At 43.1% G+C, this 25470-nt stretch carries 25 protein-coding genes; 13 read left to right on the forward strand and 12 right to left on the reverse strand.

The annotated features are described in order from the left end of the window. Positions 1 to 94: 94 nt before the first annotated feature. From GLW00_RS01560 to GLW00_RS01570, 3 genes are read left to right on the forward strand one after another with little or no spacing between them, the layout of a single operon-like run. Positions 95 to 700, forward strand: a complete 606-nt coding sequence (locus tag GLW00_RS01560; RefSeq protein ID WP_160910722.1) for an anthranilate synthase component II — start codon at positions 95 to 97, stop codon at positions 698 to 700. Further along, positions 697 to 2442 (forward strand): aminodeoxychorismate synthase component I, encoded by a 1746-nt coding sequence (gene pabB, locus GLW00_RS01565; RefSeq protein WP_160910723.1) that lies wholly within the window; start codon positions 697 to 699, stop codon positions 2440 to 2442. Before GLW00_RS01560 ends, pabB begins: the two co-directional genes overlap by 4 nt. A 20-nt stretch (positions 2443 to 2462) precedes the next feature. Continuing rightward, complete coding sequence (locus GLW00_RS01570) at positions 2463 to 2834, forward strand: thiol-disulfide oxidoreductase DCC family protein (RefSeq protein ID WP_160910724.1); 372 nt, start codon at positions 2463 to 2465, stop codon at positions 2832 to 2834. A gap of 578 nt (positions 2835 to 3412) precedes the next feature. On the opposite strand, the gene GLW00_RS01575 is transcribed toward GLW00_RS01570, so the two are convergent. Next, positions 3413 to 3574, reverse strand: a complete 162-nt coding sequence (locus GLW00_RS01575; RefSeq protein ID WP_160910725.1) for a hypothetical protein — start codon at positions 3572 to 3574, stop codon at positions 3413 to 3415. Between the two features lie 111 nt (positions 3575 to 3685). Between GLW00_RS01575 and GLW00_RS01580 the strand changes: the two genes are divergently transcribed. Then, positions 3686 to 4510, forward strand: coding sequence for an STAS domain-containing protein (locus tag GLW00_RS01580; protein WP_160910726.1), 825 nt, complete (start codon positions 3686 to 3688; stop codon positions 4508 to 4510). A gap of 71 nt (positions 4511 to 4581) precedes the next feature. On the opposite strand, the gene GLW00_RS01585 is transcribed toward GLW00_RS01580, so the two are convergent. Continuing rightward, entirely contained in the window at positions 4582 to 5589 is a 1008-nt protein-coding gene (locus tag GLW00_RS01585; protein WP_160910727.1) for an NADP-dependent oxidoreductase, read from the reverse strand. 101 nt (positions 5590 to 5690) lie between these two features. Between GLW00_RS01585 and GLW00_RS01590 the strand changes: the two genes are divergently transcribed. After that, positions 5691 to 6452, forward strand: a complete 762-nt coding sequence (locus GLW00_RS01590; protein ID WP_160910728.1) for a GNAT family N-acetyltransferase — start codon at positions 5691 to 5693, stop codon at positions 6450 to 6452. A gap of 156 nt (positions 6453 to 6608) precedes the next feature. Here the strand turns inward: GLW00_RS01590 and GLW00_RS01595 are convergent, their stop codons facing one another. Continuing rightward, entirely contained in the window at positions 6609 to 6977 is a 369-nt protein-coding gene (locus GLW00_RS01595) for a DUF779 domain-containing protein (RefSeq protein WP_160910729.1), read from the reverse strand. Positions 6978 to 7029: 52 nt separating this feature from the next. Beyond that, complete coding sequence (gene adh, locus GLW00_RS01600) at positions 7030 to 8550, reverse strand: aldehyde dehydrogenase (RefSeq protein WP_160910730.1); 1521 nt, start codon at positions 8548 to 8550, stop codon at positions 7030 to 7032. 196 nt (positions 8551 to 8746) lie between these two features. On the opposite strand from adh, the gene GLW00_RS01605 reads away from it, so the two are divergent. After that, positions 8747 to 9622 carry a 5'-3' exonuclease gene (locus GLW00_RS01605; protein WP_160910731.1) on the forward strand — a complete coding sequence of 292 codons (876 nt, stop codon included), beginning with the start codon at positions 8747 to 8749 and terminating at the stop codon, positions 9620 to 9622. A 33-nt stretch (positions 9623 to 9655) separates the two neighbouring features. Here the strand turns inward: GLW00_RS01605 and GLW00_RS01610 are convergent, their stop codons facing one another. The 4 genes from GLW00_RS01610 to GLW00_RS01625 all read right to left on the reverse strand — a co-directional run bounded on the left by GLW00_RS01610 (position 9656) and on the right by GLW00_RS01625 (position 13097). Continuing rightward, positions 9656 to 10927 carry a tetratricopeptide repeat protein gene (locus GLW00_RS01610; RefSeq protein ID WP_160910732.1) on the reverse strand — a complete coding sequence of 424 codons (1272 nt, stop codon included), beginning with the start codon at positions 10925 to 10927 and terminating at the stop codon, positions 9656 to 9658. Between the two features lie 149 nt (positions 10928 to 11076). Further along, positions 11077 to 11712: an SDR family oxidoreductase gene (locus GLW00_RS01615; RefSeq protein WP_160910733.1), complete on the reverse strand. Its 636-nt coding sequence runs from the start codon at positions 11710 to 11712 to the stop codon at positions 11077 to 11079. A gap of 81 nt (positions 11713 to 11793) precedes the next feature. Next, positions 11794 to 12735, reverse strand: a complete 942-nt coding sequence (locus GLW00_RS01620) for a PD-(D/E)XK nuclease family protein (RefSeq protein ID WP_160910734.1) — start codon at positions 12733 to 12735, stop codon at positions 11794 to 11796. A gap of 50 nt (positions 12736 to 12785) precedes the next feature. Then, the gene (locus GLW00_RS01625; RefSeq protein WP_160910735.1) at positions 12786 to 13097 is read right to left on the reverse strand and encodes an MGMT family protein; all 312 of its coding nucleotides are present in this window, start codon (positions 13095 to 13097) and stop codon (positions 12786 to 12788) included. Between the two features lie 108 nt (positions 13098 to 13205). Here GLW00_RS01625 and thiD point away from each other — a divergent pair, with 108 nt between their 5' ends. After that, complete coding sequence (gene thiD, locus GLW00_RS01630) at positions 13206 to 14009, forward strand: bifunctional hydroxymethylpyrimidine kinase/phosphomethylpyrimidine kinase (RefSeq protein WP_160910736.1); 804 nt, start codon at positions 13206 to 13208, stop codon at positions 14007 to 14009. A 178-nt stretch (positions 14010 to 14187) separates the two neighbouring features. Here thiD and trhO read toward each other — a convergent pair whose 3' ends face one another. The 4 genes from trhO to GLW00_RS01650 form a co-directional block, all read right to left on the reverse strand. Further along, positions 14188 to 15129, reverse strand: coding sequence for an oxygen-dependent tRNA uridine(34) hydroxylase TrhO (trhO, locus tag GLW00_RS01635; protein WP_160910737.1), 942 nt, complete (start codon positions 15127 to 15129; stop codon positions 14188 to 14190). An 86-nt stretch (positions 15130 to 15215) separates the two neighbouring features. Beyond that, positions 15216 to 16577 (reverse strand): MFS transporter, encoded by a 1362-nt coding sequence (locus GLW00_RS01640; protein ID WP_160910738.1) that lies wholly within the window; start codon positions 16575 to 16577, stop codon positions 15216 to 15218. 189 nt (positions 16578 to 16766) lie between these two features. Next, the gene (locus GLW00_RS01645; protein ID WP_160910739.1) at positions 16767 to 17315 is read right to left on the reverse strand and encodes a cysteine hydrolase family protein; all 549 of its coding nucleotides are present in this window, start codon (positions 17313 to 17315) and stop codon (positions 16767 to 16769) included. Between the two features lie 59 nt (positions 17316 to 17374). Then, the gene (locus tag GLW00_RS01650) at positions 17375 to 18562 is read right to left on the reverse strand and encodes an MFS transporter (protein WP_160910740.1); all 1188 of its coding nucleotides are present in this window, start codon (positions 18560 to 18562) and stop codon (positions 17375 to 17377) included. A gap of 295 nt (positions 18563 to 18857) precedes the next feature. On the opposite strand from GLW00_RS01650, the gene GLW00_RS01655 reads away from it, so the two are divergent. From GLW00_RS01655 to GLW00_RS01680, 6 genes are all read left to right on the forward strand, one after another. Then, on the forward strand, positions 18858 to 19346 hold the full coding sequence (locus tag GLW00_RS01655) for a PTS sugar transporter subunit IIA (RefSeq protein WP_160910741.1): 489 nt from the start codon (positions 18858 to 18860) through the stop codon (positions 19344 to 19346). A 24-nt stretch (positions 19347 to 19370) separates the two neighbouring features. Beyond that, positions 19371 to 20780 (forward strand): PTS system trehalose-specific EIIBC component, encoded by a 1410-nt coding sequence (gene treP, locus GLW00_RS01660; protein ID WP_160910742.1) that lies wholly within the window; start codon positions 19371 to 19373, stop codon positions 20778 to 20780. Positions 20781 to 20804: 24 nt separating this feature from the next. Continuing rightward, positions 20805 to 22490 carry an alpha,alpha-phosphotrehalase gene (gene treC / locus GLW00_RS01665; protein ID WP_202412329.1) on the forward strand — a complete coding sequence of 562 codons (1686 nt, stop codon included), beginning with the start codon at positions 20805 to 20807 and terminating at the stop codon, positions 22488 to 22490. A 15-nt stretch (positions 22491 to 22505) separates the two neighbouring features. Beyond that, complete coding sequence (gene treR, locus GLW00_RS01670; protein WP_160910743.1) at positions 22506 to 23219, forward strand: trehalose operon repressor; 714 nt, start codon at positions 22506 to 22508, stop codon at positions 23217 to 23219. A gap of 84 nt (positions 23220 to 23303) precedes the next feature. Beyond that, entirely contained in the window at positions 23304 to 23822 is a 519-nt protein-coding gene (locus GLW00_RS01675) for a DUF6933 domain-containing protein (protein WP_335808423.1), read from the forward strand. A gap of 172 nt (positions 23823 to 23994) precedes the next feature. Next, a complete protein-coding gene (locus GLW00_RS01680; RefSeq protein WP_160910745.1) occupies positions 23995 to 25401 on the forward strand; it encodes an MBL fold metallo-hydrolase in 1407 nt (468 codons plus the stop codon). The last annotated feature ends 69 nt before the right edge of the window (positions 25402 to 25470 follow it).

Genomic DNA, 25470 nt, shown 5'->3' on the forward strand with positions numbered 1-25470 from the left:
CAAAGTGTTGAGTTTCCATTCTTATCTTCTATGGAAAACGCAGCAAGCGGTAGTATAATAGACATATATTTAAGGATGAAAGGTGTCCGCAACTATGATTTTAATCATTGATAACTATGATTCATTCACATATAATCTAGCTCAATATTTTAAACAGATGGATCCGGAAGTGATCGTGAAAAGAAACGATGAGTGGCAAATGGAAGAGATTCGTTCCCTCGAACCGAGCCTTATCGTGATTTCTCCAGGACCCGGGAGGCCGGAAGAATCAGGGATATGCAAGGATGTCCTGCACCACTTTGGTGGAGATATTCCACTATTAGGTATATGCCTAGGCCATCAGTTGATGGTTGAATATTTTGGTGGAAGGGTCGTCAACGGAAGGCAGCCGATGCACGGGAAAGTAACGACGATTACGAATGATGGCCGGACCATGTTTCACAAGCTCCCTGGATCTTTCCGAGTCACCCGTTATCACTCTCTACAGGTAGATTTAGCTTCATTGCCGGAAGATCTTGAAGTCACCGCTCTCTCTGAAGATGGCGTTCTGATGGGTGTCCGCCACCGGTATAAGATGATGGAAGGGATCCAATTCCATCCGGAATCCATTTTGACAGAGCACGGGTATGATCTGCTTCGTAACTTTTATGACCGGGCAGTTCGCTACAGGGCAAGTAGAAAGGAGGGGGTAGGCGTATGACAACCTCACCATTTTTACAGTTTGAATTCGCAAATGCGCAAGGGGAACCGTCCCCTAAAATATTTCAGCAGCCGCTGGAGATTCTCATGACCGATGATTTGAACGAGGTGAAAACAATCTTCGATCGAGTGGAAAAGAGGCTTGAGGAGGGGCTCTATGTAGCAGGTTATGTATCCTACGAGGCAGCCCCTGCTTTTGATCAAGCCTTTCGCGTTCACTCTCGTCCCGAATGGCCGCTAGTTTGGTTCGGAGTGTTCGATGGTTATCAAACAGCGGGGAAGTTTTCAGACTCTGATCCTTTTCAGGTGTCGGACTGGGATTTGCGTGGAGATTATGCTTCTTATCAGAAAGGAATAGAAGAAGTCAAAGCCGGGATTGAAAGGGGCGATACGTATCAGGTGAATTTTACGACCAGAATGGCAGCCTCTTTCTCTGGTGATGATTACACTTTCTACAGAAGGCTTGTCAGGAATCAGCAGTCTTCCTATAGTGCCTACTTGAATATGGGAGAACGGCGGATTTTATCTGCTTCCCCGGAATTGTTTTTCAGGGTCGATAACCAGCAATTGAAAACAAAGCCAATGAAAGGTACGGCAGCAAGAGGGCGAGATGGCATAGAGGATGAGTCCAAGCGCCGGCATCTTCAGACATCAGAAAAGGAACGCTCAGAGAACCTTATGATTGTTGATTTGTTGAGAAATGATTTAGGTAGAATCGCCGTACCCGGGAGTGTCCATGTCCCCCACCTATTCGAAGTGGAAACCTATCCAACGGTTCACCAGATGACTTCGACTGTGGAAGGCCGGTTGCCTGAAAATTACACCATGTATCAATTGTTTCAATCCTTGTTTCCGTGTGGTTCAATTACAGGAGCTCCTAAAGTGAGAACCATGGAATACATTCAACGATTAGAAGACTCTCCACGTGAAGTGTATTGCGGGGCCATCGGTTATATGACTCCGGATAAAGAGGCCATTTTCAATGTTCCTATTCGTACAGTCATGGTGGATCAAAAGCAGGAAAAAGCCGTTTATGGCACAGGCGGAGGTATTACATGGGATTCAACTTCGGAAGGGGAATATGAGGAGTTGAAGACCAAGGCGCGACTCCTGACAGAGGATCGACCAAAATTTCAACTTTTAGAGACGATGAAACTTGAAAATGGATCGATTGATTTAATAGACGATCACCTGGATCGAATCATGGCATCGGCTTCTTATTTCGCTTTTCCCATCAAAAGAAGTGATTTAGAAAAAACATGCTCTCAAGTAACCAATGCTTATCCCGAAGGTCTCTATAAAACTCGCATGCTCGTTGACGAAGAAGGGAAAGCTGATATTGAAGTGTATGATTTATCGACACCCGCCTCTTGTGTAAGCGGCATCTTATCTGAAGATCCTGTGAACGAAGAGGATCCTTTTCTCTTTCATAAAACCACTCATCGGGATGTTTATCAGCGTCATCAATCCCCCGAAGCGGAATCGACGCTGCTCTGGAATCGAAGAGGTGAATTGACGGAGTTCACAATAGCCAATCTCGTCGTAAACATTGACGGGCACTACTATACCCCGCCCGTTCATTGTGGATTATTGGCTGGGACGTATAGGAAAGATTTATTAAGGTGTGGAAAACTGAAAGAAAAGGTTCTCTATAAAGAGGATATCCACAAGTTCGATGAAGTATGGATGATTAACGCCGTAAGAGGCTGGGTAAGAGTTGAATTACAGGAGAACGTTCAATGATGTGAAGGAGTGTCTTGTTTATGAAGAAACATATCGTTTTTTATGATGCCCAGTGTCCGTTTTGTTTTTATGTGAAGAAAACGTTCCGAACATTTGACTGGCTTCATCAAATTAAATGGGTGGCTGTTCAGGAAACAGAGGGGACAGGCAAATACCCTTACCTGGAGGGACGCAATACGCTGGATGAAATTCATATGCTGACAAAAGAAGGAGAGGTAAAAGAAGGGTTTGAAACCATTCGTAAACTGCTGCTTTCTCTGCCTTTATTTACTGTTATCGGCATTCTTCTCTCCTTCCCGGGCGTTGACAGGGTAGGATCTCCGTTATACCGCTGGTTTTCTGATCACAGACACCAATGGTTCGGCCGCTACGACCTTCCCAGATACGCATAAAAGACCCTCCTCAGCGAGGGTCTTTATTACGTTATATGGCAGGGTTTCTTGAAGACTCAGTTTCGAGATGTTTCCGGGGTTCGTTACTTGGGATGAGCGTCAGGGGTGGCCGGGAAGCTACTCGCTTTCCTGTGGGGGAGTGGTGAGCTTCCTCGGACTTACGTCCTGCGGGATCTCACCTATCTCCTATCTCCCACGGGAGTCTCGCAGCTTCCCAACCACCCCATACGATAAAGGTGAGAAACGAACCCCTTTGCCCAGTATGAGTGTCTTTCACAAATCCTGAATCTATAGTGATAAAGCGGACTATAACAGTCTTTATCATTCAAAATGCGGTTGGAGAATCCATGTTGCTTCACTTTCCTGGAAGTGGTTTCGAGATACTTATCTGCTAAAGGGGTGGAGGGGGATGGCGAGACTCCTGCGGGAAAAAAGTGCATGGTGAGACCCCACAGGACGCAGTCTGAGGAGGGTCACCGCGCTCCCGCGGAAAGCGAGTCATCCCCCGCAGCCCCAACATACCTAACGGACATCTCGAAGCCGAGTCGTCAACTAAAGAAAGCTTTCCTGGGGAAGGGTTATTTCCGTTTTTTTCTTAGCATGCTGTAGGAACCAAGAGCGATGACGATGATGGCGAAGGGCAGGGATGTCCACTGGTCGTTCGCGACGCCTTGATAAATACCATGAGAAAGAAACAATAAACATAAAATCAGAAATAGGACCAACGATACTTTATTCATAGTGACCTCCTATGCGTAAACTTCCTTTATCATACCGGAGGATGTTCGTTTTATCTAGTGTTCTGTGTTACATTATTATTGGATAATAATTTGACTTGAGGGGTATCCAGGATGAGAGAAGAAATTACATATATCGGTGAAAAAATCTCGAAAAACTCGAATCAATTAGCTAATACAGTACGTGAGTTGAAAACAGAGGAATTCGGAGAGGCTACCATTCGGACAGCGAATTGGGAGGAGCTATTCTCCTATATTGGTGAAGTGATTACCGGTGACGGTGTTTCTTCGATGGAGCACATTGAAATGTGGGCCAATCGTGAAGGGGAACAGAAAGTAGAGGCGGAAGTCGAGCTGGATCAATCTCTTCGAACGATGAACTTTGTTCGTCGAGCTATCTGGGGGATATTTTCTGATGAATTGTCCAACGATGAATTCGCTTCTTCTACGGTTGTGCATATCTGTAAAACCATTAATGAAGTATTAGATGAAATTACGAAACACTTTAGTCAGACGTACTCCAGAAACATTCGCAGGGAGTGGGAAAGAAAAGAACTGCGGATGGCTGAACTGTCTGTCCCTGTTGTACCGATTACAAAAGGAGTGGCTGTACTTCCATTGATTGGAGAAGTGGATACCAATCGGGCTCAACAAATCATGGAAACCTCCTTAAATAAGAGTTCTGAATATGAATTGGATTATATTTTTATTGATGTATCTGGTGTCCCAGTAATTGACACGGTCATCGCTCATTACATTTATCAGGTTGTTCATGCCCTTGAGCTGGTTGGTGTTCACGCGACCCTCACAGGATTGAGGCCGGAAACAGCCAAATCCCTGGTAGACATGGGTGTAGATTTCACTCAAGTCCATACGAAGGCTGGATTGCATCAGGCTTTAGAAGAGATCGGCATTTACATTCATCATGGTGAAGAGTAACATCATAGAAATAAAAAAGGACGGGGAATTCTTATTTCCCGTCCTTTTTTAGTATGATTTTTTACCTGTGATTATTTTTGGGAAGGTTCAGCAACTTTGACAAGCTGTTTGCCAAGGTTCGCTCCTTCAAATAACCCAAAGAATGCATCCGGGATGTTTTCAAAACCTTCGGTGATTGTTTCCTCATATTTCAAACGGCCTTCCTGAAGCCATTGAGCTAAGTGGGAGAATCCTTCCTGGAATCGATCCTGATAATCCCCTACTGTGAATCCTTTAATAAGTGCGCTGGATTTAATTAAATGCATCTGCATCCTTGGTCCTTGATCGTTTGGAACGTTGTAGGATGCAATGGCTCCGCACTGAGCGATGCGCGCGAATTTGTTCAGCAATGGATAGACCGCGTCTGAAATGTCACCTCCGACATTATCAAAGTAGACGTCTACGCCATTTGGACAAGTTTCTTCTAGGCGGGCAGGAACATTTTCAGTTTTGTAGTTGATGACTTCGTCAACACCAAGTTCATTTTTCAAATACGATAATTTTTCATCTGAACCGGCAATGCCGACCACATGACAGCCTGAGATCTTACCGATTTGGACAACAGCGGAGCCGACGGCACCGGCAGCTCCGGAAACGACTAATGTTTCGCCTTCTTTAGGCTGTCCAATATCCATCAGGCCGAAATATGCTGTCAATCCTGGCATGCCGAGGATTCCTAAAGATGTAGTGACGGGGCCAAGACTTGGATCAACTTTTCTGAGCGTGTCTGCGGGAGCTGCTGCATACTCTTTCCACGGCAGCATGCCTGTGACAATGTCACCTTCTTGTAAAGCATCTGCTTTCGATTCCACAACTTCCCCAACGATTCCGCCTTCCATAGGTTCGTTCAATTGGAAGGGAGCGATATACGATTTAGCGGCGCTCATTCTGCCTCTCATGTAAGGATCCACGGAAACATAAAGCAATTTGACGAGTACTTCCCCCTGAGATGGAACAGGGCGCTCGGTTTCTGCCATTTTAATATGCTCATGTGTAGGAGCGGCTTCTGGACGTTTGACTAATTGAATTTCTTTGTTCATTTTTATCACTCTCCTTTCTTGTATCATAACGGGTCTCATCCTTTATTGGGAAATGATATGTTTGTGGATGTAAGGTACGATAGAACAAAGGAGGTGGAAGTATGATGGAAAGGCTTTATGAAAAGGTGAAATTCGTGGAGGGAGAAAATTTCGTGACTATTGAAGACACCCGCCATCTTACAGATGAAGAGCTTCAGTCATTGTCTCTCATTTTTTTAAAAGATTCTAAGTTTGCTGGAGTGAAAAATCGGACAATCCTTGTTCCTTCTACCTTTAAAGAAGAGACGACCGAATACATAAAAGACCTCGGTTTCAAGCATCACGACGATGTTTATTTTGTACGTTGTCGCTTGTTCGGGGAGGATAGGGGGAAAAGAGAAGCACAACCCTTTGAACTCATTTCGCTAAAGCAGGGCGAGGAGGGTGTTTTTAAGGAGACGTGGCGCCGGTCAATGGAAGGATCCTTGAACGCTCCCCAGTCCCTGAACATGGACGAACAAATGAAAAGCGTCAAAAAAGAATTAGGTCCAGGCTATGTGGATTCATGCTTGACTGTTTATGAAAATGGGACCCCTATAGGAGTGATCATGCCGCACATTGAACCGGGGACGAAAAACGAAGGGAGAATTTTTTACTTTGGTTTGGTTCCGGAAGAAAGAGGTAAAAATAAAAGCACGGCTTTGTATGAAGAGGGATTGTACTTACTGAAAAATTATTTTAAAGCAACCTATAGTATTGGAGCCACAAGTATCCATAACAAACCAATGTTGAAAGTGTTCGAGAAATGCGGTTGTGCCATGACGGAAAAAGTGGGGATCTATAAATATTCACAGGACCCATATCAATCACCAAAGCTTATTTGATAGTAAGGGGAAGGTGGAGGAGCTCGACAAACAAGACAGGATGTCAGTCACGGGGTATATTGTTCTTAGTTAAAATAGGCAGATATGAACCAACTCCTCGCTAAGGGTCATGCAAAAAAAAGAAAACGCCCAGGCACAGGCCTGGACGTTTTTTAGTTAGGAATCAATACTTGCTTTTAATTCTTCGTACTCCTCCTTGGTAAATGCGCGGGAGCGGGTGAGAAATCTTTTTCCTTCGACTCCTTCAAGTGAAAACATTCCTCCGCGGCCGTCAACGACATCAATAATCAGCTGTGTATGTTTCCAATAATCATATTGCTTTTTATTGATGTAAAAAGGGGTTTCGCCGATTTTTCCAAGTAGCACATCTTGACTGCCGATCATAAGGTCACCCTCCTCGTAACACATCGGAGAGCTCCCATCACAGCACCCGCCTGATTGGTGGAAAAGAAGAGGACCGTGCTTTTCCTTCAGCATTTCAATGAGATCAAGAGCAGCGTCCGTCGCTTCTACACGTTCAACCATCTTTTCAGCTCCTTTCATATGGCCGAAATCAAGGAGTTTTTAGCTTCTCCTATTAAAAGAATCCAAGTTTCTGCGGGCTGTAGCTGACGAGCATATTTTTCGTTTGTTGATAATGGCTCAGCATCATCTTATGGTTCTCGCGGCCAACCCCGGACATTTTGTATCCGCCGAAGGCTGCATGAGCAGGGTAGGTGTGATAACAATTGGTCCAAACGCGTCCGGCTTCGATTCCGCGCCCGAAGCGGTAGGCTGTATTCATATCACGTGTCCACACACCGGCGCCTAATCCATAAAGGGTATCATTAGCGATCTCCATCGCTTCTTCTTTATCTTTGAACGTTGTTACAGATAGCACAGGACCAAAGATTTCTTCCTGGAAAATCCTCATGCTGTTATCACCTTTGAATACCGTCGGCTGCACGTAATACCCATCTTTGAAGTCGCCTTCCATTTGATTACGCGCTCCTCCAGTAAGGCACTCAGCTCCTTCTTCTTTACCGACTTCAAGGTAAGACAAGATTTTCTCCAATTGTTCGGAGGAAGCTTGAGCACCCATCATCACTTCAGGATCAAGTGGATTACCCGTCTTGATTTCTTTGATGCGTTTAATCGCACGTTCCATGAACTCGTCATAGATTGATTCCTGGATGAGGGCGCGAGAAGGGCATGTACATACTTCACCCTGGTTTAGAGCAAACATAACCATTCCTTCAATGGTCTTATCTAAGAAATCATCATCTTCACGCATGACATCCTCAAATATAATGTTCGGTGATTTCCCACCAAGCTCGAGCGTAACAGGGATGATATTTTGAGACGCATATTGCATGATCATCCGTCCAGTAGTCGTTTCTCCAGTAAAAGCGATTTTACTGATACGAGGACTTTGTGCTAACGGCTTCCCAGCTTCTAATCCAAAACCGTTCACGACATTCAACACCCCTGCAGGAAGCAAGTCTTCGATTAATTCCAGCAAGTACATGATGGATGCAGGTGTCTGTTCTGCGGGCTTCAGAACAATCGCATTCCCAGCTGCGAGCGCAGGAGCTATCTTCCACGTTGCCATCAACAGCGGGAAGTTCCATGGAATGATTTGACCGACCACTCCCAGGGGCTCGTTAAAGTGGTAAGCAATTGTATCGTTATCAATTTCCCCAATCGATCCCTCTTGAGAACGGATAACTGAAGCGAAATAGCGGAAGTGATCAACAGCAAGCGGAAGGTCAGCATTCAGAGTTTCACGGACAGCTTTCCCGTTTTCCCACGTTTCCGCAATGGCAAGATTCTCGAGGTTCTCCTCCATGCGGTCTGCAATGCGGTTAAGGACCAAAGAACGTTCCGCCACGGATGTTTTGCCCCAGGCGTCTTTCGCTTTATGGGCGGCATCAAGGGCAAGCTCAATATCTTCCTCCGTCGAGCGTGCAACCTGACAAAAAGTCTGCCCCGTTACGGGAGTTACATTATCGAAATATTGGCCTTTGACTGGTGCTGTCCATTCTCCGCCAATGAAGTTGTTATAGCGTTCCTTGAACTGAACGTTAGATCCTTCCGTATTAGGAAAAGCATATACCATAAAAACATCCTCCTAGTAATTTTCTTTTGCAACCGCTTACAAAAAAGAATATGTAAGTAGGCGCGCTTACTTTTTAAATTATCACTTGTACAGAATATTGTCAATTTACAGATAAATATGTGAAAATTTCTAGTACGAACAAAGGACAAAGATTGTTATAATGTAACTATTCATAGGCAAAAGGAGTTATTAACTAATGACAACAACTAATCGAGTGATGCTCGTTGATGGCATGGCGCTGCTTTTCCGTGCGTTTTACGCCACAGCGATGAGCAATTATTATATGATCAATAGTAAAGGTATTCCCACTAATGGGGTCTATGGCATGATGAAACACATGTTTACGGCTATAGAAACCTACCAGCCCACGCACGTGATTTGCTGTTGGGATATGGGGAGTAAGACGTTCCGTAATGATCTTTTTCCAGACTATAAAGCCAACCGGGGTGCTCCTCCGGAAGAATTGATCCCTCAATTTGATTTAGCTAAAGAAGTGGTGGAGGCCCTAGATATTCCGAACGTTGGGCAAGTGGGGTATGAAGCGGATGATTGCATGGGGACGCTGAGTCGGGCGTACAGTGAGCATTCCCAAGTCTTCCTTCTAACAGGGGACCAGGATCTTCTTCAACTGTTACAGCCGAACGTGCATGTCGTTTTATTAAAGAAAGGATATGGCAATTATGCGGAGTACCAGGAGGAGACCTTTACAGAAGAAAAAGGGATTACGCCACAACAGATGATTGATTTGAAAGCCCTCATGGGAGATTCTAGTGATAACTACCCTGGTGTGAAAGGAATCGGAGAGAAAACCGCTCTTAAGCTGCTCCTTAAATACGGCTCCATCGAGGGAATTCTTGAAAATATGGAAGAACTGACGAAGGGGCAGCGCACGAAAATTGAGGACAGCCTGGATATGCTGTATCTATCCAGAAGGCTTGCTGCCATCCATTGTGAAGCAGATGTAGATTGTTCGTTAGAAGAGGCTCTATTTTATATTGATGATCAAAAGATGAGCGCAAAATTTGATGAACTTGAATTTAAAAATTGGGAAAAAAATATCGTACGAATGTAAAAAGGTCGGAGGCATTATTCCTCCGACCTTCCTTTATAATAAATCCTTTTTTTGGGTTTTGCGATAGTTGTTTACCTCTTTAAAGTAGATGGCTGCTTTTTTGTACATACGCTTTTCATAATACAGGTTGCCTAACATTTCGCAATAATTTTTGTAACTTCCGTATTCATTATGCTCTCTGAAATAGGGGATGATTTCATTTTCTAATGTATCTATGAAAGAATCCTCCAATGTCTTATCTAGAACGGTATTCCTGAGTACGAAAAATTTATATTTAAAGAATTGAATCTCGTATTCTTCTGCGCTTTTTTCTCCTTTTTCGATAAACTCCCAGGCTTTGTCTGTATTCCCTGCGTAGTAGTGGGTTGAGGCAAGAGAGTAAATCGTGTTGACGTAAAAATAATGGTCTTTGATTTCAAGGGTCATGCTATGAGCTTTCTCGGAGAATTCGAGAGCGGCTTCATATTTTTCTTGGTTTGCATAGATATAGCCGAGATTATGATAAATTCTTCTTTCATCCATGGATTTCAAGTGATACTTTGAAATCTTTTTTAGTTTCTTGAAATATTCTTCAGCAATGGGATAGATTTCTAAAGCTCTGTAATTTAGCGCAATAATCATATACGTATCCACAATTCGTTCGTAATCAAAATCTTTAATATATCCCTCTAAAGCCGTTTGAGCATAATAATTGGACTCGACCGCTGCTCTTGACTGCGAATAAGTAAGGGCTAAGTGAAAGTAGGTTTCACTGTCGGTGAAGGGAAGTTTTTTTAATAGCTCTTCTGTTTTGTGGAAATGATGAAGGGCATTTTTTAGTTGGTGGTTTTTCAATAGAAAATGGATTCCGACCGTTTTATGGTAGAAAAATTTATATTCATCCTTCGTATATGGATATAAATCATCGATTTCCTTGAAGTCTTCATCGGAGAGAGGTCCTTCATTCAACTTCATGGTGTGGCGAGCTTTAACGATGGTATATAAATGGTTGAGTTCTGTATTTTGATTGGATTTTAATGCATCTGTACATTTCCGGAAGTATTCCTCCATTAATTGAAGGTCCCGGCGTTGAATGACCTCATGCCATTCCAACAGTTGCTGGTGAATAGATTCATCGAATTCCTGGTTAATATCCGTCAACTTGATATTCAACCGTTCTCCTAGCAGACGGTATATTTCGTCACTGGCGTTAATGGTATCATGTTCAATTTTACTCAAATAAGAAACAGAGCAAATTCCTGATGCAAGTTCTTCTAAGGTCATACTCTTAAATTTGCGGTGTTGTTTAATTAAGGAACCTTTCATATTCACTACTCCTTTAAAGCGCCAATTACTTACATTATATCAAAATATCGGTTTGTTCAATGTATATGATTCCCTTTTAAGGTTTTTATAGGAATAGAAAGGGGGTGTATGTAAAAAGCTCAACCACACGAAGTGGTTGAGCTGATGGTTCAAGATAATGTCTTCAGGGCTTCTTCGATTTGAGTATCCCCTGATATCATTTCGAATGTTTTATGATAAGCGTTTGGTTCTTGAAGAGCAGCGATCATTGCCTTAGCCACGTCTTCGCGAGGAATTGTGCCTCTTTCAACCGTTTCACCGACCTGGATTTTGCTTGTCCCTTCGTCGTCCGTTAAACCACCAGGACGTACAATCGTATAATCAAGCTCGGTCGTCTTCAGATAATCATCCGCTTCACCTTTCATTTCAAGGTAATGCTTTAATTCTTCAGGTCCTCGTTCTGGATCACCAGCACCCATGCCGCTCAACATAATGAATTTCTTTATGCCAAGGTTTTCAGTAGCTTTAGCAAGGTTGATGGCTCCATCACGATCAACGGCTTCTGTTTGCTCAGCACCTGTGCTGGAGCCTGATCCGGCAGCGAACATGACTGCGTCCATACCTTTGACCGCATAACCGACATCTTTGGTTAGATCAGCAAGTACCGGGGTGCCGCCTAATTTCTCAACGTTCGCTTTTTGTTCTTCTTTACGAACCATGCCGTACGGCTCATGACCATCGGCTTTTAAATTTTTGATAAGTAGTCGTCCTGTATTTCCGTTAGCTCCTGCTACGAGTACTTTCATCTATAATCACGACTCCTTCTGGGAAATAAGATTACAGTACATATTTAGCCGGTTTTCGTACGTAATAAACATACGGACCTGCTAGGAAGGAGGGAAACAAAGCTCCTGGTAGTTACAGCGCGCACAGACCCTTGGGTCATCCTGCATCGGGAATTGCTCTACAGGAAGGGGTTTGTTTTTTTCCGTATCTTCTAAATAAAGTTTCATCTGTTCCATACTGATCTGGTAGAGGTGTTGGACGTTGATTAGGTCCTGATCGGTTAACTGATGTTCGACATGCGTGCCATCAACCAGATATTCGTTTCGAATGATGATATCATCAAGAGACTCTATACCGTGCTTATGCTGTAGATAAAGGGCGTATAGGGCAAGTTGGTTTCTGTCCTCTTCGGATGATTTTCCTGTTTTCCAGTCGACAATAATCCATTGATCATTGTCGAGGTCTTTATAGACGAGGTCCATCACAATAAAAACTTTCGCTTCGTCCGTCTTTAGGAAGCGGAAGGTCTCAGATTCCATAAACTTCATCTGTTCTTTGTTACGTACATCATTGAAAGTTTTACTGGAATAAAAATTGCCGACCGTTTTTTGGAGGCGGTCCGTTATTTTGCGTACTTTTGCTTCCGGGAGAGTGTCTGTCTGACTGTAATAAATTTCGTGAAGCATCGTATAGTGCTTCGGGCGGTTCATCCATAAATGTTCTTTCTTCGTTGATTCGATGAACCCTCGGTTTAAATGATGGCGTACTTCATCCGTGAACTCTTGTTCAGTCATAACCGACTCGTTTTTTAATACGCGTTGGATGGTTTGATAAATTAAATCGTGGACTACGCTTCCGAAATGCATTTCAAGGTTGGTCATTTTTTTCAATCGGTACGCTTGTTTGGCTAACGTATCAGCTGAACGGAGCCATCCATTATGGGATACATAATAGTCGTATGCATATTTCCTTGAGCAGGTTAACATTGTTTTATGTCTGGACAAAGACCAGGATAGTTCCGGGTAGGGTTTCACTTCAAACATGAGTAACATCCTTCGTTAGTTTCATAGATTTAATGTTCCATTTCTAATCTCTATTCTTCAAAACAGAGGGGGTCATCGTGTTGGTAATCTTTCATTGATATTTTATCATGAATCACAATAACACCCTCGTTTTCTAAAAGTTCTCGTTGCCTGGAAGGGTCCTTCACAGCAATTTGGCCTTTTGCATTGACTACACGATGCCAGGGGAGGTCATGTTTTTCACTCATACTGTGAAGCGCCCTGGCTACTTGTCTTGCCGCCCGGGGGTTCCCAGCACAAGCTGCAATTTGACCGTATGACATGACGCGACCTTTTGGAATACTATGGATGATTTGAAGAATGCGTTCAGTGAATGGTTGCATAAATCGGCCTCCTTACTTAAATTTTACAAGATCGCAGGGTTTTGTGATTAGAAGCCATCCTCTATTACTGATACAATTTCTATAGATGACAGAGAGGAGACGACTAGGATGAGCATATCAAAAGTATTAACAATTGCTGGTTCTGCTGCACAAGGGAGTGCAGGAATTCAAGCAGATCTTAAAACGTTCCAAGAGTTCAATGTTTATGGCATGAGTGCTGTTACTGCCATTGTAGCGAATAATAACCAAACAGAACGAGGGATTTTTACACAGCCACTCGATGCCATAGAAGCCCAAATCTATGCATCATTTGAACATGTAGGAGTTGATGCTCTTAAAACGGGCATGCTGTTCACTGAGGATATTATAAAAAAAGTGGCCGGTCTTATTAAAGCATCTGAAGTCACGAATGTAGTGGTCGACCCTGTCATGGTTGGAAAAATGGGTTCACAGTTATTAAAAGATGAGGCGATTGAAACCCTGACAAAAGAACTTGTCCCACTGGCAAAAGTCGTAACCCCAAATTTACATGAAGCAGCCAGGATGCTTCGTTGTGAGGTTCCTGAAACTCCTGAAGATATGAAAGTAGTGGCCAGGGACCTGTATTCCCTTGGAGCGGAATATGTGCTTGTGAAAGGAGGCAGTTTAAAAGGATACCCGGCGGTCGACATGCTTTATGACGGATCAAGTATCACAGAACTTGAAACCGAGAGAATAGATACGATTCATACGAGCGGGGCGGGTTGTACGTATTCTGCCGCCATCGCTGCAGAACTTGCCAATGGGTATTCTGTCGAAGACGCGGTCAGACGGGCAAAGTCATTCGTAACCAGTGCCATCCGCCACGCTATATCCTTCGACCGTGGCATAGGCTCCACTTACCACGCTGCTCATAGAATGATCAGTGATTAAAGTATATGCCTTTCCCAATTTCTGATCTATAGTCATAATGCGCTCTATAGCAAGATTTTTCTATCCGGAATAGTGGTTTGGAAAATTCATACTGCTCCACTTTCCCTGTGAATAAAAGAGAACATAGGTATGATATAAGAAATCCCCTCTTCACGGATGGTGAGAGAGGGGATAAGTGTTAACCGTTCACACGGTCGTATTTATCGATTTGCTTCTTGCGGACAACGTCCCAGCGGTTTTCTGGGTGTTCTTTACATTCTGCTGTACATGCGGCATGTTGCTCTTCTTCACACTCTTTACAGCATACATACTGACGGTTACATACTGGGTTACTACAGTTGATCATACGATCTTCTGCTTTCCCACAATGTTCGCACTTGGCAATGACCTTTTCTTCCACTTGGTTGATCGGAACAGAGATACGCTCGTCAAATACATACATTTTTCCATCGAAGAGCTCACCTTTGACTTCTGGATCTTTGCCATAAGTGGTAATTCCACCTTCAAGCTGATAGACATCTTCGACTCCATTTTTCTTAAGAATCCCTGTCAGTTTCTCACAGCGGATTCCGCCTGTGCAGTAGGTGAGGACTTTCTTATCCTTCCACTGATCGGCATTTTCAGCCACCCATTCAGGGAACTCACGGGAGTGGTTGACATCCGGCTGAATCGCATTACGGAAATGACCGATGCGGTATTCATATTCATTACGGCCGTCAATAATGATGGTATCTTCATCTTTCAGCATTTCATTAAATTCTTTTGGTTTCAAATGTTTACCACCGAACGTTTTCGGATCAATATCATCTTCTTCGATGCTCCAGTTAACAAGCTCAGGCTTCACGCGGCAATGCATTTTCTTGAATGCGTGTCCTTCATGCTCATCAATTTTGAAGTGGATATCTGCAAAACGCTCATCAGAGCGTACATAATCCATATATTCTTCTACTTGTTCAACAGTACCTGAAACCGTTCCGTTCATCCCTTCGTGAGAAACGATGATTCGTCCCTTCAAACCAAGGTTTTTACAGAATTCCAGGTGATTTTGGCAATATTCTTCATAGTCAGGAAGGTCGACATACTTATAATACAGCAGAACTCGGTAATCTTTTGAGCTCATAAGTGATTCCTCCTAATATTTATATCTATACAGTAGTAAATAACAGAAATGTCCATACTCCATCATATTCGATTTATATTCGGATTTCAAATGTCATTTTTTTGAACAAATTCCACACGTCTGATCTTGTATGAATAAAGCCATAAGACCAGGATGGAAGCCGTCATTAAAACGATCAGTGAACCGAACGGCAGGATAAAGTTCCCGGCGGTATAAGGTTGTGAACTAAACTCTAATAATATACCTGCAAGAACAGAACCAGTCGCACTTCCGATGAATTGCATCTGTTGTTTGAGGCCGATTCCGGCACCGATCTGCTCATTAGGCAGTATTCGTGAAACTTCATTGGTCGAACTCGAAGATAAACTTGAGAACCCGAAACTTGTAAACATATAAGCAATCATAATCATATACGGACTCTTTCCAGCCAGGAAAAAGAAGATAAAAGCTGAGATCATTAGTAAAGCTTGAGATAAGAATAGAATTTTAATGTTGCCATAGGCATCAATCAGGCGTCCTACGTAAATCGCGGCTGCGGCTGACAACATAGCGCCAGGGAAAATGATAAATCCGATGGCGGCCGCGCCGCGTCCATACACTTGTTCTAACATGATCGGCATTAAAAACAGAACAGCGAAATGCAAAGTAAAGCCAATATAGCTTGTAAAGACAATTCTTCTATAATGGCTGTTTTTTACAAGTTCAGGTTGTATGAAAGGAGCGCTTGTCCGATTGACTCTCCACCATAGGAGAGAAGCAGACAGGAGACCGGCCAGCAAGTAGTAGGAAGTCAATGATGAAATGTAAAGCAAAAACATGGTGGCGCTGATGCCGGATAACAGAGCCCCAATGACATCAAAACGCCCTTTCTCCGCTTTTTCAACAGGCATAAACTTGTACAGGATCGGGATGACGATAAAAACCATGATGGTCACAATGAACAAGTAGTTCCAGCTAAGGTAATCGGTAATAACTCCGCCGATAACAGGTCCAAGCCCAAAGCCTAAGGAGGTGGCTGAAGCAATCAGTGCATAGGCACTTCCGCGTCTTTCCATCGGAATGTATCTGCCGGCGAAGACCATAGATAAACCGGGGATTGCTGCCGCGCCGGCCGCCTGACATAGACGTGCAAGCAATAACCAGAAATAACTATCCGCTAAAAATCCGATGATGGAAGATAGGCTGAAAATGCAGATTCCTATAGTTAATAATGTCCGGATTGGCATGTAGTCAGACAAGCGTGTAAAAGTAATCGTGAAAATCGCTAAGACAATCGAATAGCCGGATACGATCCAGGCGCCTTCAGAAGGTGCAAGCGAAAAATCTCTTAATATATTTGGTAAAGCGATGTTGAACATCGTTGTGTTCATGACAACAATTAAAATCGTTGCAGATAAAATGAATACCGTACGAAAATGTTCCTGTGAAGGACGAGAAGTGAGTGGCATATCGTCTCTTCTTCCTTTCTGTGATTTCATTAGACACTCGAAATACTATACCACAAGTTTACTAGAGAGAAAAATGACAAGCATAAGAACTCCCGTTGATCGTATCAACGGGAGTTTATTTGTGGCCTTTGAAATAATTGTATAAAATTGGACAACTTCCTGTTAGATATTCAGTCAGGACATAGGCAGTTATAAGATGTTCGCTCCCAGGGAGGACTCGAAGTGTGAAAGAGCCCATTTGTGGCCCGCTTCATTAAAGCTTGCGACTCCATTCTTGTGGACATGGATGGAGTAACCAAGATTATAAGCATCGATGGCTGTATGGAGGACACAGATATCGGTACAAACTCCGACAAGGTGAAGGTCAGTAACCCCGCGTTCTCTAAGTTTCAAGTCCAAGTCTGTGCCTGCGAAAGCACTGTAACGGGTTTTATCCATGTAAAGGACGTTAGGCTTATGCTTATTCTCTTCATAAATTTGTTTCAGAGATCCGTACAACTCCCGTCCTTTCGTTCCCCTGATGTTATGGGGAGGAAAAAGCTCTGTCTCGGGATGGTAGGGATCTCCTTCTTCGTGAACGTCCACCCCGAACACGACAAGGTCTTCCTCATTTATGAATGTTTCCGTTACATAGTGAATGTCCTTTTCCAGAGCTTGAGCAGGTGGTCCACAGGTCAAAGCCCCATCATTTTTTACGAAGTCGTTCGTATAGTCAATGATGATTAAAGCACGTTTCATTCTATCCCCTCCCGGTGTCTTTACACTTATCTTAACAGATGCAAAGCAGAAACGCGCCATTAATAGCCGGGAATATGCTTCGTGGACGTCACGCTTTTATTTACAGCCATGAACAATAGGGATCCAGAGATAACAAGGAGGGCACTTGTAACGAAAAATACCATAGAGAAGCCATAAGCCCCTGCAATCATTCCGCCCATAGCTGGACCGATGATATTCCCCAGAAAACGTATGCTCGTATTGTAACCCAGTACCTCACCTTGCATAGCGACCGGAGCCTCTTGACGGATATAGGCGGTCCGGACAGGGATAATGCCCCCAATGGATACACCTAGTAAAAAGCGAAGAACAACCAGCTGCCAAATGTTCGTAACGAAGGCGGCAGGAAGGTAGACGATTCCTGCCATGAACAACAGGAAAACGAGAATCTTCACATAGCCGAGTCGGTCAGCGATTTTCCCCCATTGCTTCGCCATCATCAAGTTCCCGAGCCCTGCAGCTGAAAAGGCGATTCCTGAGAAAAGGGCTAAATTTTCCGGCCCATGTAAATCACCGACGAATAACGAAAGAATGGGTTGAATACTGAAGTGGGCGATTTGCACAAACAATGAAACAATCATGACCATTAATAAGACAGGATGTTTAAAGATATGTGCAAGCACCTCTTTGGATTGATAGCTTGTTTTTTCATGGTCCCCTTCTTTTTTTATTCGTTGTTCATGAATGCCAAAGAAGACAATGAGCGCAGACAGGACGATTGTAATAGATACATATTGAAAAGTGGTCGCATAGCCAATAGAATCTGCAATCCAACCTCCCAGCATCGGCCCCATTAAACTTCCGGTAATGCTGCCGGTTTGTAAAGAACCGAGCACTTGACCGGCTATGTTTTTAGGCGTCTGGGTAGAAATTAATGCCTGGGACATGGGGATAAATCCTGTGAAGATTCCCATGAATAATCGTAGAAGAAAGAGCTGCCACACCGAGGTGACGAACCCCATAAGAAAAACGGAGAGCGCGAGACCGGTAGCAGAGATGATCAAAATATTCTTTCTTCCATATTTATCTCCAATTTTCCCCCAGATTGGCGAACATAGAAAAGCAGATACGAACGTGATGCCGAAAACCCAGCCAGACCACGTCTGGACATAAGCCTCTGTATAATTTCCGAGTTCTTCTATATATAAGGATAAAAACGGCAGAACCATCGTAATACTTCCGGCGATAAAGAAATTGGCAAACCACATGATCCACAGGTTTCGTTTGGCCTGAGATTCGTTGGTAAGGATAATATCCCTTCTTCCTATTTATTTCGACACCCTAAATATATAACACAGTTTTATTAATAGGGGAACCGTAAATGACTTCATTCCAACAATTTTTTACATTTATAAGTTTTTTATTGTTAAGGAAGGGAATTCCAATTATATCGCCTCGTTGTTAACGGTTGCAAAACTTGTATATACAAATTATAATCAAAAGTAACTGATGTATATACAAGTTTTGCTTGCTTTCATGTAAGCGCTTGAGGAGGAGAAATTTATGTTTAAGAAGTTGTTTGGAAATAAAGAGACAGATTTAAGAGTGGCTTCACCACTAACTGGAAAGAAAGTAGCTTTGGAGGAAGTACCGGACCCGGTGTTTTCCCAGAAAATGATGGGGGGAGGGATTGCCGTGGAACCAAAGGACGGCGAAGTTCTCAGCCCTGTAGAAGGAACGATTGTTCAACTGTTCCCAACGAAGCATGCGGTAGGTTTGGAAACGAAAAGTGGTGCGGAAATTCTGATTCACATTGGTCTTGAAACCGTAGCCATGGATGGAGAAGGCTTCGAAGCTTTTGTCTCCCAAGGGGACAAGGTGAAAGTAGGAGATAAACTGATTTCCTTCGACTTGGATCTAGTAAAAGAAAAGGCAAAAAGTACAGTAACACCAATTATTGTCACGAACAGCGACGTCTTTGATGTGGAAGTGGCTGACGATGTCGACTTGGACGCTGGTTCTACCCCTTTATTGATTGTGAAGAAAAAATAAAACACACGCCGGGAGGTAAAGAATATGGATCATAAAAAACAGGCGGAGCAGATTTTAGAAGCCATCGGCGGAAAGGAAAACTTGTCTGCTGCTACCCACTGTGTCACACGTCTGCGTTTGGCGTTACATGATGAAGGTATAGTGGATCAGGAAAAACTGAACAATATTGATGCTGTGAAAGGATCTTTTTCAACCAATGGTCAGTTTCAAATCGTTGTTGGACAAGGGACTGTTGATAAAGTTTATAAAGAGTTCGTAGCTCTTGCTGGTGTCGGTGAATCTTCTAAAGAAGAAGTGAAAGAGGCTTCCAAAGGAAACATGAACCCTCTTCAAAGAGCAATTAAAACGCTAGCTGATATTTTCATTCCGATTCTGCCAGCGATCGTAACCGCTGGTCTGCTGCTTGGTATCAATAATATTTTGACAGCGGAAGGAATCTTCTGGGACAAACAGTCCATCATTGATGTGTATCCACAGTGGTCGGGAATAGCGAACATGATCATTATTATAGCCAATACCGCCTTCGTGTTCTTACCCGGACTCATTGGTTGGTCAGCGGTTAAGAAGTTCGGGGGTAGTCCGATATTAGGTATTGTCATAGGACTCGTGCTTGTACACCCTGACCTATTGAACGCCTGGTCTTACGGTGATGCCGTAGCTGAAGGGTCTGTACCAACCTGGGACTTATTCGGGTTAACCGTTGAGAAAATCGGTTACCAGGGCCAAGTACTTCCTGTCCTTGTTGCTTCTTATTTATTGACGAAAATTGAACTGTTTTTACGTAACCGTATCCCTGATAACATACAACTATTGTTTGTCGGTCCGATTTCCTTGTTAGTGACAGGTTTCTTGACGTTCATCATCATTGGACCGATCACATTTGCGATTGGTAACTGGATCACAGATGGCCTTGTTGCTACTTTTGATACTTTCGCTTGGTTAGGCGGTCTTATTTACGGTGGTTTATATGGTGTGCTCGTCATCACTGGGATGCACCATACATTCCTTGCTGTTGATATTCAGCTGGTCGGGAGCACAGGAACAACATTCTTGTGGCCGATGCTTGCTCTATCCAACATTGCTCAAGGTTCCGCCGCATTCGCCATCTGGTTAGCTTCTAAAGATGATAAACTTAAAGGTTTGAGTGTTTCTTCCGGTATTTCTGCATGGTTAGGGATTACAGAACCAGCCTTATTCGGGGTGAACCTGCGCTTTAAGTATCCATTCATTATAGCGATCAGCTCTTCCGCCCTTGCAGGTCTCTATATCTCTGCACAAGGTGTATTGGCAAGTTCCATTGGAGTCGGTGGTGTACCGGGGATCTTCTCCATTGTTGCGGAGTACTGGCTTGACTTTACGATCGGTATGGTGATTGTCATTGTCCTTCCGCTTGTAGGAACGTATCTATATGCGAAGCGTAAAAAAGACGTATAAAAATTTCAAAACGGTGGTGCTACAATGATTGAACAACCTTGGTGGAAAAAAGCTGTCGTTTATCAAATTTATCCGAAAAGCTTTAATGACACGACAGGAAACGGTGTCGGTGATATTCAGGGAATTATACAGAAATTGGATTACTTGCATGAACTCGGGGTCGATGTCCTTTGGCTGACCCCGATGTATAAATCTCCTCAAAACGATAATGGATATGACATTAGTGACTACTACGATATCCATGATGAATACGGGACGATGCAGGACTTCGAAAAGCTTCTTGAAGAAACGCATAACCGTGGCATGAAGCTCATCATGGACATCGTTGTCAATCACACGTCTACGGAACACCAATGGTTCCAGGAGGCTAAAAAGTCCAAAGACAATCCTTATCGTGATTATTATATCTGGCGTGACCCAGTGAATGGGGAAGAGCCGACGAATTGGCAGTCTAAATTCGGGGGCAATGCGTGGAAGTACGATGAACAAACAGGGCAGTATTACTTGCACTTGTTCGACGTCACTCAAGCCGATTTAAACTGGGAAAACGAACAGATGCGTGAAGATATCTATGAAATGATGCGTTTCTGGGGTGAAAAAGGTGTGGATGGCTTCCGTCTCGATGTCATTAATCTGATTTCCAAAAATCAGGAGTTCCCGAATGACGATGGGAGTGTGGCACCTGGAGACGGGCGTAAGTACTATACAGATGGACCACGCGTGCATGAATTCATGCAGGAAATGAATCGTGAAGTTTTTAAACCTTATGATCTTATGACTGTCGGTGAAATGTCCTCGACGAGCATTGAACATTGTATAAAGTACACAGCTCCTGAGCGCGATGAACTTAGTATGACGTTCAACTTCCACCATCTTAAAGTGGATTATCCAAACGGTGAAAAATGGACAGTCGCTGATTTTAATTTCCATGAGTTAAAGCAGATCCTTTCGAAATGGCAGCGCGAAATGAATAAAGGAAATGGCTGGAACGCTTTATTCTGGTGCAACCACGACCAGCCTCGTGTATTGTCACGATTCGGGGATGATGAGAACTATCCGGAGAAATCCGGTAAAATGCTTGCTACTACCATCCATATGATGCAGGGGACTCCATACATTTATCAAGGAGAAGAATTTGGGATGACGAACCCTAAGTTCGAAAGCATTGAACGTTACCGGGATGTTGAATCCCTCAATATGTATGAAGAATTCAAAGCAAAAGGGTTCAGTGAAGAGGAAATTATCGAGATATTAAAACAGAAGTCTCGTGATAACTCTCGTACTCCTGTACAATGGAATGGGGAAGAAAATGCCGGCTTTACTGAAGGAACCCCTTGGATTGATGTAGCAGACAACTATAAAGAAATCAATGCAGAAGTGGTGATGAACAAAGAAGATTCCATCTTTAATCACTATCAGAAATTGATTGAATTACGTAAGTCTCACGACATCATCACCCATGGTGATTACCGTTTGTTGACACCAGACCACGATCAGGTATTTGCTTATCTTCGTGAATGGAATGGAGAATATTTGCTTGTTGTGAATAACTTCTATGGCAAAGAAACGACATTCACATTACCAGAGGACGTCCAGTTCTCTAGTAAGGCGGACATCCTTTTAAGCAACTATGATGATTCTATAGTGGATGACCAAGAAATCAACCTTCGCCCATACGAGTCGGTCGTTTATCATCTTACCGATCAATAGGTAAGGGGGCGCAGCATGAAGAATAAATACGTTGAAATTTATCATAAACTGGTCAAAGATATTCACAAAGGCGATTACAGAGCAGGGGACACTCTCCCTTCTGAACATGACCTGTGTGCACGATTCGAGACATCCAGGGAGACGATTCGGAAAGCTTTAAACCTACTTTCCCAAAATGGTTATATTCAGAAAGTACGAGGAAAAGGGTCTGTTGTTCTTGACCGTGATAAATTCGAGTTCCCTGTATCCGGTTTGACGAGTTTTAAGGAGCTCTCTGAGCGATTGGGGCAAAGTTTCCAAACGCATGTGCATGAGCTTACTCTTGTAAAAGAGGCTGAAGTCTGCCGGCAGCTTAATTGCAGGGAAGGTTCTCATCTTTGGAAAGTGGTTCGTTCAAGGGAAATTGGCGGCGAGCGTATCATATTAGATCGAGACTTTCTGAGACAGGATCTTGTGCATGACCTTACCAAAGAAATTGCTCAAACATCGCTCTATCAGTATATAGAAAATGAATTGGGTCTTGATATCAGCTTTGCGAAGAAGGAAATCGTCGTCGAACCGGTAACGGCTGAAGATGAAGAATTTCTGGATTTGAATGGACATGATCAAGTTGTGGTCATCCGCAGTTATGTCTATTTAGGAGATACGACGGCCCTTCAATTTACAGAATCCAGACACAGACCAGATAAATTTCAATTCGTCGATTTTGCACGGAGAACAAAGGTATAAGGGAAAGGGGGACCAGGTGGTGGTCCCTCTTTGTTTTTTTATCGTTACACGTTAAAATGAAAATAATCGAATAGTAAGGACGAGGTGGGTAAATTGTTCGTAATTGGAGCAACAAAAAAATTACAAAACGAAATCGGTCAACCGATTGAAAAGGTAGAAGAATATACGGAGGTACCCGAGATATACCAATGGCATGCAAACATCGTCACGATTAATCGAAGAAAATGTCTCTTGCTTATGAACAATGCAACAGGCCTGAATTTGACGTTGTTCGGATTGAGAAAGCAGCAATTTGAACATCTCGACAATGTCATTAAAGGCTCACTAAAGCAATTGTTTCAACTGTTAGGGATAGAGAAAAAAATTGCCGACCAAATGCTGGATGCAACTGATGAAATCGTTTATACAAAAACCACAAGCCGGAAAGTTCTCGGCATGTTGAATGAGATTAAATTCTTCTCAGAGGATAAGGCAGCAGGCAAAGCTTATGAAGATATAGATGCTGCTGAAATCAATGAATTTAATAATAAAGAACTTGTATTTTCTAATTTGGATCAAATCACTCCTTATAAAGAATTTATTCGTTACTTCGAAAAGCAGTAGTGCTCAGGCGCTGCTGCTTTTTTCAAAAACTTTCATTCATATATTTTACATGCGTTTCGTGTAAGGAGGATTTTATATCTTATGTGGATAATAATAGGGAGGGGGTATGTTTCTTTTATACACATGAGGGTATATTACATAACAAGGATTTCATAAAATGGAGGGTTATCAAATGTTTTTTAAATCTTTTTTTGATGAAGAGTTAGCACAAATGTCTTACATGATTGGATGTCAAAAGACAGGGGAGGCCATGATCATCGATCCAGCCCGGAACCTATCTCCTTATTATGAAACGGCTGAAAAAGAAGGGTTCCATCTGTCTGCAGCTGCTGAAACTCATATTCACGCAGATTTCCTCTCAGGTGCAAGAGAACTGGCAAATGAAAAGGAATTAAGGTTGTACCTTTCCGATGAAGGTGATGATGATTGGAAGTATCAGTACCTGAACGAAATCAACCATACACTTGTAAAAGATGGCGATGAAATTTATGTAGGGAATGTTAGACTCGATGTGATCCACACCCCTGGACACACCCCTGAAAGTCTTTCTTTCTTATTGACGGATGAAGGGGGAGGTTCGTCTGTACCTATGGGAATCTTTACAGGGGACTTTGTCTTCGTTGGTGATGTAGGGCGTCCGGATTTACTTGAAAAAGCGGCTGGGGCAGAAGGAACGGCCAGTAAGGGAGCGGCGGAAATGTATCAGTCCGTCCAACGCTTCAAAGAACTTCCTGATTACGTACAAGTATGGCCGGGACACGGGGCAGGTAGTGCCTGCGGAAAGTCATTAGGAGCCGTCCCTTCTTCTACGATAGGCTATGAAAAAGAAAACAACTGGGCGTTAAAACACACCGATGAAAAAGCATTTACCGAAGAATTACTGGATGGTCAACCTGAACCACCGAAATATTTCGCTATGATGAAAAAACTAAACAAAGAAGGTCCGTCTCTTCAAAAGGAAAGAGAGGTTACGGAAATTTCAGTATCAGATATGGACCGTTACATGTCTGATGAATATATGGTGGTGGATACAAGGCCATCCTCTGAATTCTCAAACGGTCATTTAAAAGGAACCATCAACATCCCATTTAATAAGTCCTTTACCAATTGGGCGGGTTGGTTAATTGAATACGATCAAAAGATCGTAGTAATTGCCTCTAAAGACTCCATCCCGGGGATTAAGCGATCCTTAGAATCGATCGGATTGGATGACCTTGTTGGTTATGTAGAGGAAGCTGAGATCAATGGCTATGGTGGTTTAGAAACGTACACAAGCATTACACCGGAAGAGCTCGAAAATAAATTCAGAGGACACGAAGATTATGTCATCATCGATGTAAGAAATGATAGCGAATGGGACGATGACCATATCGAAGAAGCCCAGCACATCATGCTTGGGAAGCTAAAAGAAAGTATGGAAGATGTGCCTTCCGATAAAACACCGATTGTCCATTGTCAGTCCGGCATGAGATCAGCGATCGCCGCAAGTTTATTACAGGCTTATGGATATAAGGATGTGTTGAACTTGAAAGGCGGGTTCTCAGCCTGGAAAGAGCATAAAGAAAAAGTGAACGCCTAATTACGCAAAAACCTGCCCAGACATGAAGGGCAGGTTTTTTAGGCAAAAAAAGACCTCTACCATAAAGAT

Source organism: Halobacillus litoralis (genome assembly GCF_009856445.1).
Classification (GTDB): Bacteria; Bacillota; Bacilli; order Bacillales; family Halobacillaceae; genus Halobacillus; species Halobacillus litoralis.

Coding starts and splice junctions, on each gene's coding strand:
- GLW00_RS01655 (WP_160910741.1), top strand. CDS start 18,858: ATGTTTAAGAAGTTGTTTGGAAATAAAGAGACAGATTTAAGAGTGGCT.
- GLW00_RS01590 (WP_160910728.1), top strand. CDS start 5,691: ATGATGGAAAGGCTTTATGAAAAGGTGAAATTCGTGGAGGGAGAAAAT.
- GLW00_RS01615 (WP_160910733.1), bottom strand. CDS start 11,712: ATGAAAGTACTCGTAGCAGGAGCTAACGGAAATACAGGACGACTACTT.
- treR (WP_160910743.1), top strand. CDS start 22,506: ATGAAGAATAAATACGTTGAAATTTATCATAAACTGGTCAAAGATATT.
- thiD (WP_160910736.1), top strand. CDS start 13,206: ATGAGCATATCAAAAGTATTAACAATTGCTGGTTCTGCTGCACAAGGG.
- GLW00_RS01570 (WP_160910724.1), top strand. CDS start 2,463: ATGAAGAAACATATCGTTTTTTATGATGCCCAGTGTCCGTTTTGTTTT.
- GLW00_RS01680 (WP_160910745.1), top strand. CDS start 23,995: ATGTTTTTTAAATCTTTTTTTGATGAAGAGTTAGCACAAATGTCTTAC.
- GLW00_RS01580 (WP_160910726.1), top strand. CDS start 3,686: ATGAGAGAAGAAATTACATATATCGGTGAAAAAATCTCGAAAAACTCG.
- trhO (WP_160910737.1), bottom strand. CDS start 15,129: ATGAGCTCAAAAGATTACCGAGTTCTGCTGTATTATAAGTATGTCGAC.
- GLW00_RS01595 (WP_160910729.1), bottom strand. CDS start 6,977: ATGGTTGAACGTGTAGAAGCGACGGACGCTGCTCTTGATCTCATTGAA.
- treP (WP_160910742.1), top strand. CDS start 19,371: ATGGATCATAAAAAACAGGCGGAGCAGATTTTAGAAGCCATCGGCGGA.
- GLW00_RS01650 (WP_160910740.1), bottom strand. CDS start 18,562: ATGTGGTTTGCCAATTTCTTTATCGCCGGAAGTATTACGATGGTTCTG.
- pabB (WP_160910723.1), top strand. CDS start 697: ATGACAACCTCACCATTTTTACAGTTTGAATTCGCAAATGCGCAAGGG.
- GLW00_RS01620 (WP_160910734.1), bottom strand. CDS start 12,735: ATGTTTGAAGTGAAACCCTACCCGGAACTATCCTGGTCTTTGTCCAGA.
- treC (WP_202412329.1), top strand. CDS start 20,805: ATGATTGAACAACCTTGGTGGAAAAAAGCTGTCGTTTATCAAATTTAT.
- GLW00_RS01605 (WP_160910731.1), top strand. CDS start 8,747: ATGACAACAACTAATCGAGTGATGCTCGTTGATGGCATGGCGCTGCTT.
- GLW00_RS01560 (WP_160910722.1), top strand. CDS start 95: ATGATTTTAATCATTGATAACTATGATTCATTCACATATAATCTAGCT.
- GLW00_RS01575 (WP_160910725.1), bottom strand. CDS start 3,574: ATGAATAAAGTATCGTTGGTCCTATTTCTGATTTTATGTTTATTGTTT.
- GLW00_RS01640 (WP_160910738.1), bottom strand. CDS start 16,577: ATGCCACTCACTTCTCGTCCTTCACAGGAACATTTTCGTACGGTATTC.
- GLW00_RS01625 (WP_160910735.1), bottom strand. CDS start 13,097: ATGCAACCATTCACTGAACGCATTCTTCAAATCATCCATAGTATTCCA.
- GLW00_RS01645 (WP_160910739.1), bottom strand. CDS start 17,315: ATGAAACGTGCTTTAATCATCATTGACTATACGAACGACTTCGTAAAA.
- adh (WP_160910730.1), bottom strand. CDS start 8,550: ATGGTATATGCTTTTCCTAATACGGAAGGATCTAACGTTCAGTTCAAG.
- GLW00_RS01610 (WP_160910732.1), bottom strand. CDS start 10,927: ATGAAAGGTTCCTTAATTAAACAACACCGCAAATTTAAGAGTATGACC.
- GLW00_RS01585 (WP_160910727.1), bottom strand. CDS start 5,589: ATGAACAAAGAAATTCAATTAGTCAAACGTCCAGAAGCCGCTCCTACA.